The organism is Hymenobacter cellulosilyticus (assembly GCF_022919215.1).
In the GTDB taxonomy this organism is placed as follows: domain Bacteria; phylum Bacteroidota; class Bacteroidia; order Cytophagales; family Hymenobacteraceae; genus Hymenobacter; species Hymenobacter cellulosilyticus.
The window spans coordinates 1,761,769-1,774,660 of the sequence record NZ_CP095046.1; the positions used below are offsets into that span (position 1 = coordinate 1,761,769).

Below are 12,892 nucleotides of genomic sequence, written 5' to 3' on the forward strand. Positions count from 1 at the left end.
AGACATTCTTTTTCAAGCGGCACTTCGCCCTATATCCCGCAAAATATTCTCGCGCCGATAAAGTATTTTTCCGCCTTCCGCGTCTGTTTAGTCAGAATGGACGCACTAGCACTTAAAGCCTTGCCCATAGGCACAATGAGAGGACAGGACCGGCAGATTCAGGAGGCCGTGCAGGAACAGCGCGGTCGGCTGCTGGCCTTCATCCGCCGCCGCGTGCCCGACCCGGACGACGCCGAAGATATTCTGCAGGATGTTTTCGGGGAGCTGGTCGAAAGCTACCGGATGCTCAAGCCCGTGGAAAAAGTAGCCTCCTGGCTGTTCCGCGTGGCCCGCAACCGCATCACCGACCTCTACCGCAAAAAGAAAACGGCGTCGCTGGAAGAGGAAATGCTGCGCTACGCCGACGACAATGAGGAAGGCTCCCTGCTGCTGGCCGATGTGCTGCCCGCCGATGACGACGCCCCCGAAAACCGGCTGCTTCGCGAAACCCTGATGGAGGCCCTGGCCGAAGCCCTGGACGAGTTGCCCAAAAATCAGCGCGACGTGTTCGTGTGGCACGAGCTGGAAGGCAAGAGCTTCAAGGAGCTGGCCGAGGAAACCGGGGTGCCGCTCAAAACCCTGATTTCGCGCAAGCACTACGCCGTGCAGCACCTGCGCCAGCGCCTACAGGTGCTCTACACCAATTTGTTTACCGACTAAGTCTCTCCCCACCCCGCATATGGATCGTCATAACTGGCCGCTTCGCGTCCTCAAATTTATTCTCCTCGGTATCCTGTTCGTGGCCGTAATGGGCTACCTCACGATGAGCCTGTGGAACTGGCTGGTGCCCGAGCTTTTCCACGGTCCGGTCATCAATTTCTGGCAAACCCTGGGCCTGCTGCTGCTTACCCGCCTGCTCACCGGCTTCCGGGGCGGCTCCGGCCGGCCGGGCTTCAGCCGCAAGTGGCAGCAGCACAAAAACGACTGGAAACAGAAAATGGAAAGTCGCATGGCCGGCATGACCCCGGAGGAGCAGGAGAAATTCCGCCAGAAGATGCGCGCCAGCTGTGGCCCACCCGCCTGGATGCGCCGACAGTCGACCGAAACCGCCTTCAACGCGCCCGTGGAATAGCCGCAGCTGCCTGCTCATGGCTGTAGCGTGGGCCGGTGGCGAATACTATGTTGGAAAGCGGCTCCCGAGTAGCTCGGGGGCCGCTTTTTTTATGTGTCAAACCCAAGAAAGCCAATAAAGGCGCTGACTTTCTTGGGATTGCAAAAAGATATCAACTACTGCGCAGCTGTCATTTCCGGGCTTTTCGTATACCGGAGCAGCATATTTTGTAGCCCTATGGTTGTTCCCAATTCTTCTCCCGACTCTCCGCCTGCCGCGCCCGGGGGAATGGCCCAAGTGGTGGAGCGCAATATCGAAGCCCTGTTGCAGCGGCAGCAGCGGGAAGAGAAAAGCAGAACCTGGCAGGACCGCACCGCCGACGCCGTAACCAAGTTTACAGGCAGCATGGCTTTCGTCTTGATTCACCTGGTGTTCTTTGCCGGCTGGATTTTGTGGAACGTAGGCTGGCTTGGTCTTAAGCCCTTTGACCCGTCGCTGGTAATTCTAGCCATGGAGGCTTCCGTGGAAGCCATCTTTCTGTCCACTTTCGTGCTCATCAGCCAGAACCGTATGGCTGCCCTGGCCGATAAGCGCGCCGACCTAAACCTGCAGGTCAGCTTACTTAGCGAGCATGAAATAACCCGACTGGTGATTCTGGTGCGGGAAATAGCGCAGAAAATGGATATTCAGGAGGCCCAGGACCCCGAAATTCCCGAGCTGACCCAGGATGTACACCCCGAGCGGGTTCTCGACACTATTGCGGAGTACCAGCGCAAGCAGGAGCAAGAAAGTAAGAGTTCAGACTAATTGTGGCTCAGTTAGCAGCCAGCGCCGCGTTGATTTCAGCGACTGTGCCGAACAGATTTCTCTCCCTTAAGGCGCTTGCCCAGACGCTGCATCCACCGGCCAAACTTGGTTCGGCGGTAGCGTGGAACCCGGGTTTCCAGCCGCTCTGCCTTTCGGCTGACTACAGCCGGAGCCGGGCGTAAAGGAGGGGGCACCTTGTGGACTGGAACATTGGCAGCCGAAGACGGGCTCCAGGTTTTGCTAACCACTTGTAGGCTCAAGCGCCGGTTTAGAGCCCGGCCGATGGGGCCTGAATTAGAAGCTGCCGCCAGCTGCGCCCCGTATCCTTCGGCCTGCAGGCGGCTGCCCGAAATACCCAGGGCGAGCAGGGCGTAGCGTGCCGCCCGGGCCCGCTGCTGGCTTAGCTCCTGATTGGCTTGCTCGTCGCCGGAGGTATCCGTATGGCCCCTATTCGCACCTGGGCGCGGGGAAAGGCCCGCAGAATAGCTGCCACGTTACGCAGCTGCTCCTGCGACTCGGCCGTGAGCGTGGCGCGGCCCGGAGTAAAATATACCCGGTCCATATTGAGCAGCGCCGCCGGCGAAGCAGACGACTCAACAGCCTGAATAGGGTCGGCGAGGAGTCGGTAAAGCTGGTACTCGGTCGAGTTGGTGCCCACGCGTTGGCGGCTGCCGTCGGGCAAAGTAAGCACCAAGGGCTGGCCAGTATGGTAGATATAGGTATCCGTATCCGGGTCGTAATGACCGGCCTGGAACTCCTCTGTAGTTGGAGCCGCGGGTTTTGGCGGTGCGCTGCGCGTCGAAGGCACCACATTGCTGACTGGCACGGCCGGTGTGCCCACCGGGCTTTGCGTTTCGGCGCGTACGACTGATTCAGCGGGGCGAAGCAGATATTGTCCGCCCAGGTAGCTCAGTACTGCCAGGGGCAGCGTCAGCAGCCACGCAGCTACGGGCAGCTTTTCCCGCTTGGCTGGTTGTGAACCCGCACTGCCCGGCGTGAACGTAATGCCGCCACCTACCTTTTCCCAGGTTCCGGCGCCGGCCACCGTGAAGCGCTGCAGCGGCTCGGGCTCAATGGTGGCGGTGGGCTCTGTTGAAGAAGAATCGGCTGCCGACGCTGGTTTGGCCAACGGCGGTTCCGGAGCCTGCGCCACGTTAATTACGCGTGGTTGCACCAGCAGCCACTGGCAAAGCTGGCTTGCCGTCAGTTGTTGGTCGGCGGCGTGCTCACCGAGTGTGCCAAGCACGGCCGCTACGGCAACTTCCAGGAGCGTTGTAGTAGCCGCTTCGGATAGGCTGGCAGCTCCCGAAATCCGTTGGATGGTAGTTTGGTAGGTTTCCCCGAGCAAGCCTTGCATCAATCCGGTACCCCGGCCTTGAGTTAGGTCCAACTCACAAGCTCGTAACTGCGCAAGAGTACCGTTTGCGTGAGCCTGTTGGGTGAGCGTCCACAGCGCTTCTTCCCCGTTGGGACGGCTTATTCGGTCTTGTAAGCTTCGGATAACCAGCGAAACAAGCTCATTCAGCGCGTGCTTTACGACAGCTGAGTTCTGTCCAGCAATTGGGCTGAGGTGTCGGAGCTGTTCCTCTGTAAAGAGCTGATTGACTGCTTCAGCTACGGTTTTCGCCTGCAGCATAGAAAAGCACAGTAAAGTGTTTTCTAATTTAAGGATAAATTATTGATGAAAAAATAATATTATGTAGTTAGCATAATTGTGTTCGGATAACTGTGGAGCTATAACTCAGCTACTGTGTTCTACAGCGGTACGTACACTGGCTTGGCATCCTCCTGTTCCGCAAACACAATGCTGGCCCGTTTGAAGTCCTTTTTAGGCAGCTTATACATGCTGACCTGGTATTCAGGCTCGCCATAGCTCACTCCCTGCAAAGCGGTAGCAGGCTTGGAAGTCGACGAAAGCACTAATCGGACCGTGTTATCCGCTGCGGCTTCCGCTTCTAGCTCATCGTGAAACGTGGCTCCGGCCGCCGCTACGGGCGGGTGAATCAGCAGCACAACAAACTCGTGCTTGAAATCAGCGGGAGCTGCCTGGTTGGGTTGAGCCGATACTACGTCCTGGGCTTCAAGCACGTGTTGGAACGCGGCGCTATCCGTGACAATCAGGTAGTCGGTATCGGTAGGGTGGGGCAGTTCCACCGTTCCATCCTCGTTCACTTGTCCTACGCCCGTGTACTGATTTTCACCAGCGGCAGCGGCCTGTTGAGCTTGTTCCGCATTCACCTGACCCAGAATCATGGCTACCGCTTCCTGGGCTGAGGTACCCTTAGGATTTCTGACGAAGCTGTAGCCTTCTATTTCCTGAGAAGGCACGTCTGCACTTGAACAGGCCATGACGGTGAGTAAAAGGGCTCCGCGGCTAATAGATGCCAATAACTTCATAAGCGGGACAGGTAGGTGCAGTCGTTCGGGGATAAAGATGGGCGAATTTTATTAACCTGAAGCTTTCCGTTGTCACGCGCTCAGCTATAACAATGATTACCAAAAATGCCCCGGAAATAAGAGGGGCCGGAGCCGCTCCCATAAAATCTACTTTGACGCTACCCACCACGACTCCAGCAGTGTTCCCTGTCCATAACCGTTAATGATAATGTACTTTACTTGCTTATGAAGAACGGTATCGGGCAAGTCAATTACGTTATAGTCAGCTAGTCTATATCTGCTGTTCAACACTGCGTAGTCGGCTTCTGTGGGCAGCATTTTATCTTCCTTGGCTATTGAGACAACCTTGTTGAAATCATCAATCTGGCCAAGCCAAACAGTAGCGCCCGGCTGCAAGCGCCAACCTGGAATACGCTCCATGGAAAAGCTCTGGCGCCCGAGTTTTATTGACAAGTCCAGCGTGTCATTCTTTGCTACAAAGGGAAGCAAAAGCAAGCCAGCACTATCCCGAAGCAAGTAGCGGTGCGTGCGAGACCATAGTGTTATGTCCTTTGCTTTTACTCTACGCTGCTTCTCTTTATTGTTTACATAGTAGTGTATGCTCAGCACTGGAGATTTAACATTACTCTCGGTCGAACGCGAAGTCTGACACAATACAGGCAGAGCATAACTACAAGCCAAAAAAGTAAGAAGCGCTGCTCTCATATTTAAAAAGTTGATGCTAAGAAACAAAAAGCGGCGCCTGATGCTTCAGGCGCCGCTTTTTGTTTCTTAAAAGAAGCTCTTGCTTAGAAATTCCTTTCTCCGGCTTCGCGCTTACCCAGCATTACGGCTCCAACCATAGCGGCTAGGAACAGCACCGAGGCCAGCTCGAAGGGCAGCAGGTACTTGGTGTAGAGAATCATGCCCAACTGGCTTACCATACCAATCTGCGAGTTGAACACCGGCGCGTTGAACGTGGTGCCGGGCTGCACATCGCGCAGGGCAGCCACCATCACGACCAGCAACAAGCCCCGGCCACCGCCGCCGCTACCTTCGATAAAGTCGATTTGTGGGGTTCCGTGTCGGCGTTCAGGTTCAGGAACATAATCACGAACAGGAACAGTACCATAATGGCACCGGCGTACACGATGATGTTGACGGCGGCCAAGAACTGCGCGTTCAGAATCAGGTAGTGACCCGAGAGCGAGAAGAACGTCAGAATCAGGAACAGCACGCTGTGTACCGGGTTTTTGGCCAGTACTACGCCAAGGGCCGCAAACAAAGCCACAAACGACAGGAAGAAAAACAGGGAAGAAGAGGCCATTGGCGGAAAGTAGCGCGAATGTGAAAAGGTAAAACCGGCCATCCGAAAGCAGGGCTTCAAGATGGCAGGAAGTATTCGATTAGCGGGCAGCTACAGCTTGCTGGCTGGTTTTCTGGCGCAAGGCCTCGGCCTGCTCGGGCGTGAGTTGAATGCCGCGGATGCTGCGAGCGTCCGGATCAACGGGCTCTACCAGACGGTCTTTGCCGTAGATGAACTCGTCGCGCTCGAAGCGGGGCGGGGCCATCTTGTCGGGCTGCAGATATACGGCAGCTTTCGGGCAGGCTTCTTCGCACAGGCCACAGAAGATGCAGCGCAGCATGTTCACCTCATAGCTGACGGCGTATTTCTCCTCGCGGTAGAGGTTTTCCTCGCCTTTTTTCCGCTCACCGGCCACCATCGTAATGGCTTCGGCGGGGCAGGCTACGGCACAGAGGCCGCAGGCCGTGCACCGCTCCCGGCCTACTTCGTCGCGCTTGAGCACGTGCAGGCCGCGGAAGATGGGGGAGAAGGGGCGCTTTTCTTCGGGGTACCGAACGGTCACCTGCTTTTTGGTAGCCGCCCGGAAAAAGTGGCGCATGGTGATGCTCAACCCCTGGAAGATGGCCGGCAGGTAGGCCCGCTCGGCCAGCGTCATGGGCTTGGCTTCCAGCTTTTTCGCTCTATTGCTTAAGGACTGCATAGGTTCGATTACTTAATAACACCGCCCAGAATCAGGCCGCCGGTGAGCAGGATGTTGAAAATGGCCAGCGGGATCAGGATGGTCCAGCCCAAGCGCATCAGCTGGTCGTAGCGGAAGCGGGGCAGAGTCCAGCGCACCCACATGAAGAAGAAGATGAAGGCGAAGATCTTGCCGAACAGCAACAGCAGGCCCAGTACGGAAATCAGGTTCTGAGCCGACATCAGCTCCCAGCCCTGGGCCGATACCAGCCAGTCGCGCAGCTCGTACTGGAAGGGAAAGTTGAAGCCCCGAAGTAGAGCACGCTCATCACGGCCGAGGCCACGAAGACGTTTACATATTCGGCAAACAGGTACAGACCCATTTTCATGGAGCTATACTCGGTGTGGTAGCCACCTACCAGCTCGGTTTCGCACTCGGGCAAGTCAAAAGGGGTGCGGTTGGTTTCGGCGAAGGCGCATACCAGGAAGATGATGAAGCCCAGGGGCTGTTTCACGATGTTCCAGAAGTGCCACTCGCCGGCTACCGATTGCTGCAAGGTGATTTCCCGCAGCGAAAGGGTGCCCGAAATCATCAGCACGGCGATGAGCGACATGCCCATGGCCAGTTCGTAGCTGATGTTCTGGGAGCCGGCCCGGATGGCGCCGAGCAAGGAGAACTTGTTGTTGGAGGCCCAGCCGCCAATCATCACCCCGTACACGCCCAACGACACAATGCCAAATACCCAGAGCATGCCGATGTTGACTTCGATGCCTTGTAGGTTGAATACGTTGTTGCCGAACTGCACCACGTTGCCAAACGGAATTACCGCCGACGACATCAGGGCCGTAATCATGGCCAGGCAGGGGCCCAGCACGAACAGCGCCCGGTTGGCGCCAGCGGGGAAGAACTCTTCTTTGGTGAAGAGCTTCACTGCATCGGCTAAGGGCTGCAGCAAGCCAAAAGGACCGGCGCGGTCCGGGCCAACGCGGTCCTGCAGGAAGGCCGCAATAACCCGCTCAGCGTAGGTGCAATACGTAGCAATCAGCAACGAAACGCCGAAAACGACGAGGATAACAATGGATTGCCAGCCTAAGGTTGGTAGTTCGATCATCAGATTAGTTACCTAAGCGCATGGGAGGATTCTGTTCCAGGTCGCGGACGGAGCTTTCTGGCAAGTCGGCAATAACCTGGGCATTGAGCACGGGCAGCTCGTAGTGGTTGGCCGAAATAACCGACGAACGGTCGATGTGGGCCGGGCCTTCCAGCGTCCAGTCGGACGTTTCCTTCTTATCGAAGCGGCAGGTGTTGCAAATCCACTCCTTCACCTCGCCGTACTGGTCCTTACGGGCCGTTACGCGCAGCACGTCCTTGCCTTTGTACCAGAGCACCACTTTGCCACAGCACTTGGGGTTTTCGCAGTCACGGTGGGCATTTACGGGTTTCGTAAACCACACGCGCTGTTTGAAACGGAAGGTTTTATCGGTCAACGCGCCCACCGGGCACACATCGATGACGTTGCCGCTAAACTCGTTGTCGATGATGTTCTCGATGTAGGTACCAATTTCGGCGGCGTCGCCGCGGCCCAGTACGCCGTGCACGCGCTTCTCGGTGAGCTGGTCGGCTGTGAACACGCAGCGGTAGCACAGGATGCAGCGCGTCATGTGCAGCTGAATCAGCGGACCGATGTCGATTTTCTCGAAGGTGCGGCGCTCCTCTTCGTAGCGCGTGGTGCTCACGCCGTGCTCGAAGGCGAAGTTCTGCAAGTCACACTCCCCAGCCTGGTCGCACACGGGGCAGTCCAGCGGGTGGTTGATGAGCAGCATTTCCACGATGCCCTTGCGCACGTTGAGCACCTGCTCGGACGTCGTATTCTCGACCACCATGCCGTCCTGCACCGGCGTTACGCACGAGGCAACCAGCTTGGGCATGGGGCGGGGGTCTTTGGCCGAGCCGGCCGCCACACGCACGAGGCAGGCGCGGCACTTGCCGCCCGAACCTTTCAGCGGCGTGTAGTAGCACATGGCCGGGGGCACGATGCCGCCGCCGATGGTGCGGGCCGCGTTGAGGATGGTGGTTCCGTCCGGAACGTCAACCTCGATGCCGTCAAATGTTATTTTAGCCATTATTCAGAGCTTCCTAAGGGCGGAAGTGAAATGTCAGTTAGTACAAATTAAGCCAGTACCGCTTTGCCGGGAAACACAGCGCCGGGGCGGGTAGCTTCCTGGGGGTAGCGCACGTGCCACTCGAATTCGTCGCGGAAGTGACGGATGGCGGCCGAAACCGGCCAGGCAGCGGCTTCACCCAGCGGACAAATCGTGTTGCCTTCGATTTGCTTGGCCACGCTGGCCAGCACGTCGATGTCGCGCTCATTGCCGTGGCCGTGCTCGAGGCGGTGCAGGATTTTCTCCAGCCAGCCCGTACCCTCACGGCAGGGCGAGCATTGCCCGCACGACTCGTGGTGGTAGAAGCGCGAGAAGTTCCAGGTGTTGCGCACGATGCAGGTGGTTTCGTCCATGGCAATGAAGCCACCCGAACCCAGCATGGTGCCCGTCACGAACCCGCCATCCGACAACGACTCGTAGGTCATCAAGCGGGGCTCACCCGCGGCGGTTTTCAGAATCAGCTCCTTGGGCAGAATCGGTACCGACGAACCGCCGGCTACGACAGCCTTCAGGTCGCGCCCTTTCCAGACGCCGCCGCAGTACTCATCGGAATAGATGAATTCCTCGACCGGCACGCCCAACTCGATTTCGTAGATACCGGGTTTGTTGAGGTGGCCGCAGGCCGAAATCAGCTTGGTGCCGGTGCTCCGGCCCACGCCAATCTTGGCATACTCGTCGCCACCGTCGTTGACAATAACCGGCACGGCCGCAATGGACTCCACGTTGTTCACCACCGTGGGGCGGGCGTAGAGGCCCTGCACGGCGGGGAATGGGGGCTTGTTGCGGGGGTTGCCGCGCTTGCCTTCCAGGGATTCAAGCAAAGCCGTTTCCTCCCCGCAGATGTAGGCGCCCCCACCGGGGTGCACGTACAAATCCAGGTCGTAGCCCGAGCCCAGGATGTTCTTGCCTAGGAAACCGGCCGCGTAAGCTTCAGCAATGGCCTTTTCCAAGATGCGCAGCACGTACAACAACTCCCCGCGGATGTAGATGTAGGAAGTATTGGCGCCCAGGGCGTAGGAGCTGGTAATCATGCCTTCCACCAGCAGGTGGGGCAGTTTCGACATCAGCTGCCGGTCCTTGAAGGTGCCCGGCTCCGATTCGTCGGCGTTGCAAACGAGGTAGCGCGGCACGCCTTCAGGCTTGGCCAGAAAGCTCCACTTCATTCCGGTGGGGAAACCGGCGCCGCCGCGGCCGCGCAGGCCCGACTTCTTCACCTCTTCCACCACCTCGTCGGGGGTCATGGTTTTGAGGGCCTTCTCCACCGAGCGGTAGCCGCCATGCTTGCGGTATACTTCAAAGGTGTCGATGCCTTCAACGTTAATATGTTCGGTCAGCAGTTTGCGTCCCATAGTGTCTGAGCGGTAAGCTGAAAGAGGTTAATTGTTGGCTACGGCGTTAGGCAGGCCTTTTTCTTCCCAAGGAAGAGCCGGACGGTGCACCATGTTGCGCAGCTCGCTGAGCATGGCGTTTACCGAAGCTTCGGTGTCCAGCTGCTCGTAGTATTTCTCGCGCACCTGCACCACGGGGGCAAAGCCGCAGGCGGCCAGGCATTCCACCTCTTTCAAGGTAAACAGGCCATCGGCCGAAGGACCGCCGCCAACCTTAGCGCCGGTGATACGCTCCAGTTCGGCCGTCAGCTCATCGGAGCCACGCAGCTGGCAGGGACCCGTACGGCAGATTTCCAGCACGTGCTTGCCCACCGGCTTGAGGTTGAACATGGTGTAGAAGGTCGAAACCTCGTACACCTCGATAGGTTTCACGCCCAATACCTCGGCCACCAGGTCCTGCACCTCGGGGGCTACCCAGCCCCGAATTCGGCCTGGGCAATGTGCAGCACCGGCAGCATCGCCGACTTGCGGCGCTCCTCCGGGTATTGCTTGCAGATACGGTCTATTTCAGCCTTGGCAGCTTCCGAAAACTGGGGTTTCACGGGCGCGGTTGTCGATTCCATAAAGTCAAATTCAGCAAAAAACTACGCGTCCAGCTCGCCGGCAATAACGTTCATCGACGACAAGGTCACGATGGCGTCGGAGAGGCTGCTTCCCACCACCATTTCGGGGTAAGCCTGGTAGTAGATGAAGCAGGGGCGGCGGAAGTGCAGGCGGTAGGGCGTGCGGCCCCCGTCGGAAATCAGGTAGAAGCCCAGCTCGCCGTTGCCGCCTTCCACGGAGTGGTACACCTCGCCCACTGGCGCTTCAATCTCACCCATGATGATTTTGAAGTGGTAGATCAGGGCCTCCATGTTCTTGTAGACAGCCTGCTTGGGAGGCAGGTAATAGTGCGGTGCATCGGCGTGGAAGGGGCCTTCAGGCAGGTTTTCCAAAGCCTGGTTGATAATGCGCAGGCTCTGCCAGATTTCCTCGTTGCGCACCATAAACCGGTCGTAGGTGTCGCCCTTGGTGCCCACGGGGATTTCAAACTCGAAGTCCTCGTAAGAAGAGTAGGGGTTCATGGCCCGCACGTCGTAGTCGACGCCGGCGGCGCGCAGGTTGGGGCCGGTGAAGCCGTAGTTCAGCGCTTTTTCCGCCGTAATCGGCCCCACGTTCACCACGCGGTCCATGAAAATGCGGTTGCGGTTGAACATGGATTCAAACTCCTTCATCACCGCCGGGAAAGTCTTGAGCCAGTCGCGCAGCTTCTGGATGGCGACATCCGAGAAGTCGCGCTCCATGCCGCCCACGCGGCCCATGTTGGTAGTCAGGCGGGCGCCGCAAATTTCCTCGTAAATCTCGTACACCTTCTCGCGCTCCTGGAACACGTACAGAAAGCCCGTGAAGGCCCCGGTGTCTACGCCCAGGATCGAGTTGCAGATCAAATGGTCGGTGATGCGGGCCAGCTCCATGGCAATAACGCGCATGTACTGGGCGCGCTTGGGCACCGTTACGCCGAGTAGTTTCTCTACCGTCATGTGCCAGCCCATGTTGTTGATGGGTGACGAGCAGTAGTTCATCCGGTCGGTGAGAGGCGTGATTTGATAGAAGGGCCGGCGTTCGGCAATCTTCTCAAAAGCCCGGTGGATATAGCCAATAGTGGGCACACCCGAAATAATCCGCTCCCCATCCATTTGCAGGATGTTCTGGAAAATGCCGTGCGTGGCCGGGTGCGTCGGACCCAGGTTGAGGGTCGTCAACTCCTGGCTGAAGTCGTTGAGCGTCGGAATCAGGCCGCTGTTATGCTGCTGCTCCCGCGCTTCCTGAATAATTTTATGCGTGCCTTCCAGCGAGTCGTTTACTGCCATGATATAGTAACCAGGGGCCTAGCGGCCGAAGAAAAGGTCTGTTTTGTCTTCGCGGGTACCATCTTCCAGCGCGTATTCCTTGCGCATGGGGTGGTAGTCCATATCTTCCACATTCAGGATGCGGATCAGGTTGGGGTGGCCCGTGAAGATGATGCCATAGAAGTCGTAGGCCTCACGCTCCATCCAGTTCGCCGTGGCGTAGAGGTCGGTGAGCGTGGGCACGACTGGGTCAGCAATGGGGAAGAACATCTTGATGCGCAGGCGCAGGTTGTTTACCAGGCTGTGCACGTGGTAAATCATGCCCAATTCCTTACCCTCGTTTTCGGGGTAGTGGATGCCGCACATCGTGGTTAGGAAGTTGAGCTGCAACTCCTGGTCCTGCTGCAGGCCGGCAATGATTTCGTGAATCCGCTCCCGGGTCGTGGTTACCGTCAGCAGGCCGTAGGGCTCCTCCACGTCGGTAAACGTGTCGGCGCCGAACAAGCGGTGCAGCAGCGCGAGCAGTTGAGCGTTCTTGGCCGCTTGCGGGTCTTGCGGGGCCGCCGCTTCCTGGGGTGCTGCCGCAGATTCTGGAGTATTTTCAGCCATTCCTGTAAGAGAAGCTAAGAGGCAGAAACTGGCCCTTCCGGCAGAGTACCGAAAGGGCCAGCGTCCAAACTACTTGATGTTGTAAGAAGCCAGCAGCGCCTGGTACTCGGGCGCGTTGCGGCGACGAATCGATTCGGTGCGGGCCAAGTCCTGCACCCGCATCAGGCCGTCGAGCACCTGCTCGGGGCGGGGCGGGCAGCCGGGCACGTACACGTCGACGGGAATGATCCGGTCGATGCCCTGCAGCACGGAGTAAGAGTCGAAGATACCACCCGAGCAGGCGCAGGCGCCCATGGCCAGTACCCAGCGGGGCTCGGCCATCTGCTCGTACACCTGCTTCACGATGGGCGCCATTTTCTTGGCGATGGTGCCCATCACCATCAGCAGGTCGGCCTGCCGGGGCGAGAAGCTAGGACGCTCCGAGCCAAAGCGGGAGATGTCGTAGTGGGAGCCCATGGTAGCCATGAACTCGATGCCGCAGCAGGAAGTGGCGAAGGGCAAAGGCCACAGGGAGTTGGCGCGGGCCATGCCCACGACCTGCTCCAGCGAGGTTGCGAAAAAGCCAGCGCCTTCCACACCCTCGGGGCGTCCACCATCTTTATTTCAGGAACACGAATATCGCTCATGAGATTTTTCAGTTTGGAGG

The 12,892-nt window shown here is 58.1% G+C and carries 14 protein-coding genes and 3 pseudogenes; 3 read left to right on the plus strand and 14 right to left on the minus strand.

Annotation, left to right across the window (positions count from 1 at the left end):
• Positions 1 to 135 precede the first annotated feature (135 nt).
• From MUN79_RS08780 to MUN79_RS08790, 3 genes are all read left to right on the plus strand, one after another.
• Positions 136 to 699: an RNA polymerase sigma factor gene (locus MUN79_RS08780; RefSeq protein ID WP_244677318.1), complete on the plus strand. Its 564-nt coding sequence runs from the start codon at positions 136 to 138 to the stop codon at positions 697 to 699.
• A 19-nt stretch (positions 700 to 718) separates the two neighbouring features.
• The gene (locus MUN79_RS08785) at positions 719 to 1,111 is read left to right on the plus strand and encodes a DUF1682 domain-containing protein (RefSeq protein WP_244677319.1); all 393 of its coding nucleotides are present in this window, start codon (positions 719 to 721) and stop codon (positions 1,109 to 1,111) included.
• Positions 1,112 to 1,327: 216 nt separating this feature from the next.
• Complete coding sequence (locus MUN79_RS08790; RefSeq protein WP_244677320.1) at positions 1,328 to 1,897, plus strand: DUF1003 domain-containing protein; 570 nt, start codon at positions 1,328 to 1,330, stop codon at positions 1,895 to 1,897.
• 35 nt (positions 1,898 to 1,932) lie between these two features.
• Here MUN79_RS08790 and MUN79_RS31755 read toward each other — a convergent pair.
• From MUN79_RS31755 to MUN79_RS08850, 14 genes and pseudogenes are all read right to left on the minus strand, one after another.
• Positions 1,933 to 2,286 (minus strand): annotated as a pseudogene (locus MUN79_RS31755) (hypothetical protein); the annotation flags it as partial.
• An 11-nt stretch (positions 2,287 to 2,297) separates the two neighbouring features.
• The gene (locus tag MUN79_RS08795; protein ID WP_244677321.1) at positions 2,298 to 3,533 is read right to left on the minus strand and encodes a DUF937 domain-containing protein; all 1,236 of its coding nucleotides are present in this window, start codon (positions 3,531 to 3,533) and stop codon (positions 2,298 to 2,300) included.
• Between the two features lie 119 nt (positions 3,534 to 3,652).
• Complete coding sequence (locus MUN79_RS08800) at positions 3,653 to 4,246, minus strand: hypothetical protein (protein WP_244677322.1); 594 nt, start codon at positions 4,244 to 4,246, stop codon at positions 3,653 to 3,655.
• Positions 4,247 to 4,441: 195 nt separating this feature from the next.
• Positions 4,442 to 4,999: a hypothetical protein gene (locus MUN79_RS08805; RefSeq protein ID WP_244677323.1), complete on the minus strand. Its 558-nt coding sequence runs from the start codon at positions 4,997 to 4,999 to the stop codon at positions 4,442 to 4,444.
• 83 nt (positions 5,000 to 5,082) lie between these two features.
• Positions 5,083 to 5,600, minus strand: a pseudogene (locus MUN79_RS08810) (NADH-quinone oxidoreductase subunit J family protein).
• Positions 5,601 to 5,679: 79 nt separating this feature from the next.
• A complete protein-coding gene (locus tag MUN79_RS08815) occupies positions 5,680 to 6,234 on the minus strand; it encodes a NuoI/complex I 23 kDa subunit family protein (protein ID WP_244678295.1) in 555 nt (184 codons plus the stop codon).
• A 53-nt stretch (positions 6,235 to 6,287) separates the two neighbouring features.
• Positions 6,288 to 7,369: pseudogene (gene nuoH, locus MUN79_RS08820) on the minus strand (NADH-quinone oxidoreductase subunit NuoH).
• Positions 7,370 to 7,373: 4 nt separating this feature from the next.
• Positions 7,374 to 8,381: an NADH-quinone oxidoreductase subunit G gene (locus tag MUN79_RS08825; protein WP_244677324.1), complete on the minus strand. Its 1,008-nt coding sequence runs from the start codon at positions 8,379 to 8,381 to the stop codon at positions 7,374 to 7,376.
• Positions 8,382 to 8,428: 47 nt separating this feature from the next.
• Positions 8,429 to 9,769 (minus strand): NADH-quinone oxidoreductase subunit NuoF, encoded by a 1,341-nt coding sequence (gene nuoF, locus MUN79_RS08830; RefSeq protein WP_244677325.1) that lies wholly within the window; start codon positions 9,767 to 9,769, stop codon positions 8,429 to 8,431.
• 27 nt (positions 9,770 to 9,796) lie between these two features.
• A complete protein-coding gene (locus MUN79_RS08835) occupies positions 9,797 to 10,210 on the minus strand; it encodes an NADH-quinone oxidoreductase subunit NuoE family protein (protein ID WP_244677326.1) in 414 nt (137 codons plus the stop codon).
• Between the two features lie 8 nt (positions 10,211 to 10,218).
• The gene (locus MUN79_RS29955; RefSeq protein ID WP_262923015.1) at positions 10,219 to 10,350 is read right to left on the minus strand and encodes an NADH-quinone oxidoreductase subunit NuoE family protein; all 132 of its coding nucleotides are present in this window, start codon (positions 10,348 to 10,350) and stop codon (positions 10,219 to 10,221) included.
• Between the two features lie 42 nt (positions 10,351 to 10,392).
• Positions 10,393 to 11,658, minus strand: coding sequence for an NADH dehydrogenase (quinone) subunit D (nuoD, locus tag MUN79_RS08840; RefSeq protein WP_244677327.1), 1,266 nt, complete (start codon positions 11,656 to 11,658; stop codon positions 10,393 to 10,395).
• Positions 11,659 to 11,676: 18 nt separating this feature from the next.
• Positions 11,677 to 12,246 (minus strand): NADH-quinone oxidoreductase subunit C, encoded by a 570-nt coding sequence (locus tag MUN79_RS08845; RefSeq protein ID WP_244677328.1) that lies wholly within the window; start codon positions 12,244 to 12,246, stop codon positions 11,677 to 11,679.
• 69 nt (positions 12,247 to 12,315) lie between these two features.
• Positions 12,316 to 12,822, minus strand: coding sequence for an NADH-quinone oxidoreductase subunit B (locus MUN79_RS08850; protein ID WP_375378215.1), 507 nt, complete (start codon positions 12,820 to 12,822; stop codon positions 12,316 to 12,318).
• Positions 12,823 to 12,892 lie beyond the last annotated feature (70 nt).

Bases quoted from the DNA above. Each gene is read 5' to 3' on its own strand.
- MUN79_RS08780 (WP_244677318.1), top strand. From the start codon at position 136: ATGAGAGGACAGGACCGGCAGATTCAGGAGGCCGTGCAGGAACAGCGC.
- MUN79_RS08785 (WP_244677319.1), top strand. From the start codon at position 719: ATGGATCGTCATAACTGGCCGCTTCGCGTCCTCAAATTTATTCTCCTC.
- MUN79_RS08790 (WP_244677320.1), top strand. From the start codon at position 1,328: ATGGTTGTTCCCAATTCTTCTCCCGACTCTCCGCCTGCCGCGCCCGGG.
- MUN79_RS08795 (WP_244677321.1), bottom strand. From the start codon at position 3,533: ATGCTGCAGGCGAAAACCGTAGCTGAAGCAGTCAATCAGCTCTTTACA.
- MUN79_RS08800 (WP_244677322.1), bottom strand. From the start codon at position 4,246: ATGGCCTGTTCAAGTGCAGACGTGCCTTCTCAGGAAATAGAAGGCTAC.
- MUN79_RS08805 (WP_244677323.1), bottom strand. From the start codon at position 4,999: ATGAGAGCAGCGCTTCTTACTTTTTTGGCTTGTAGTTATGCTCTGCCT.
- MUN79_RS08815 (WP_244678295.1), bottom strand. From the start codon at position 6,234: ATGACGCTGGCCGAGCGGGCCTACCTGCCGGCCATCTTCCAGGGGTTG.
- MUN79_RS08825 (WP_244677324.1), bottom strand. From the start codon at position 8,381: ATGGCTAAAATAACATTTGACGGCATCGAGGTTGACGTTCCGGACGGA.
- nuoF (WP_244677325.1), bottom strand. From the start codon at position 9,769: ATGGGACGCAAACTGCTGACCGAACATATTAACGTTGAAGGCATCGAC.
- nuoD (WP_244677327.1), bottom strand. From the start codon at position 11,658: ATGGCAGTAAACGACTCGCTGGAAGGCACGCATAAAATTATTCAGGAA.
- MUN79_RS08845 (WP_244677328.1), bottom strand. From the start codon at position 12,246: ATGGCTGAAAATACTCCAGAATCTGCGGCAGCACCCCAGGAAGCGGCG.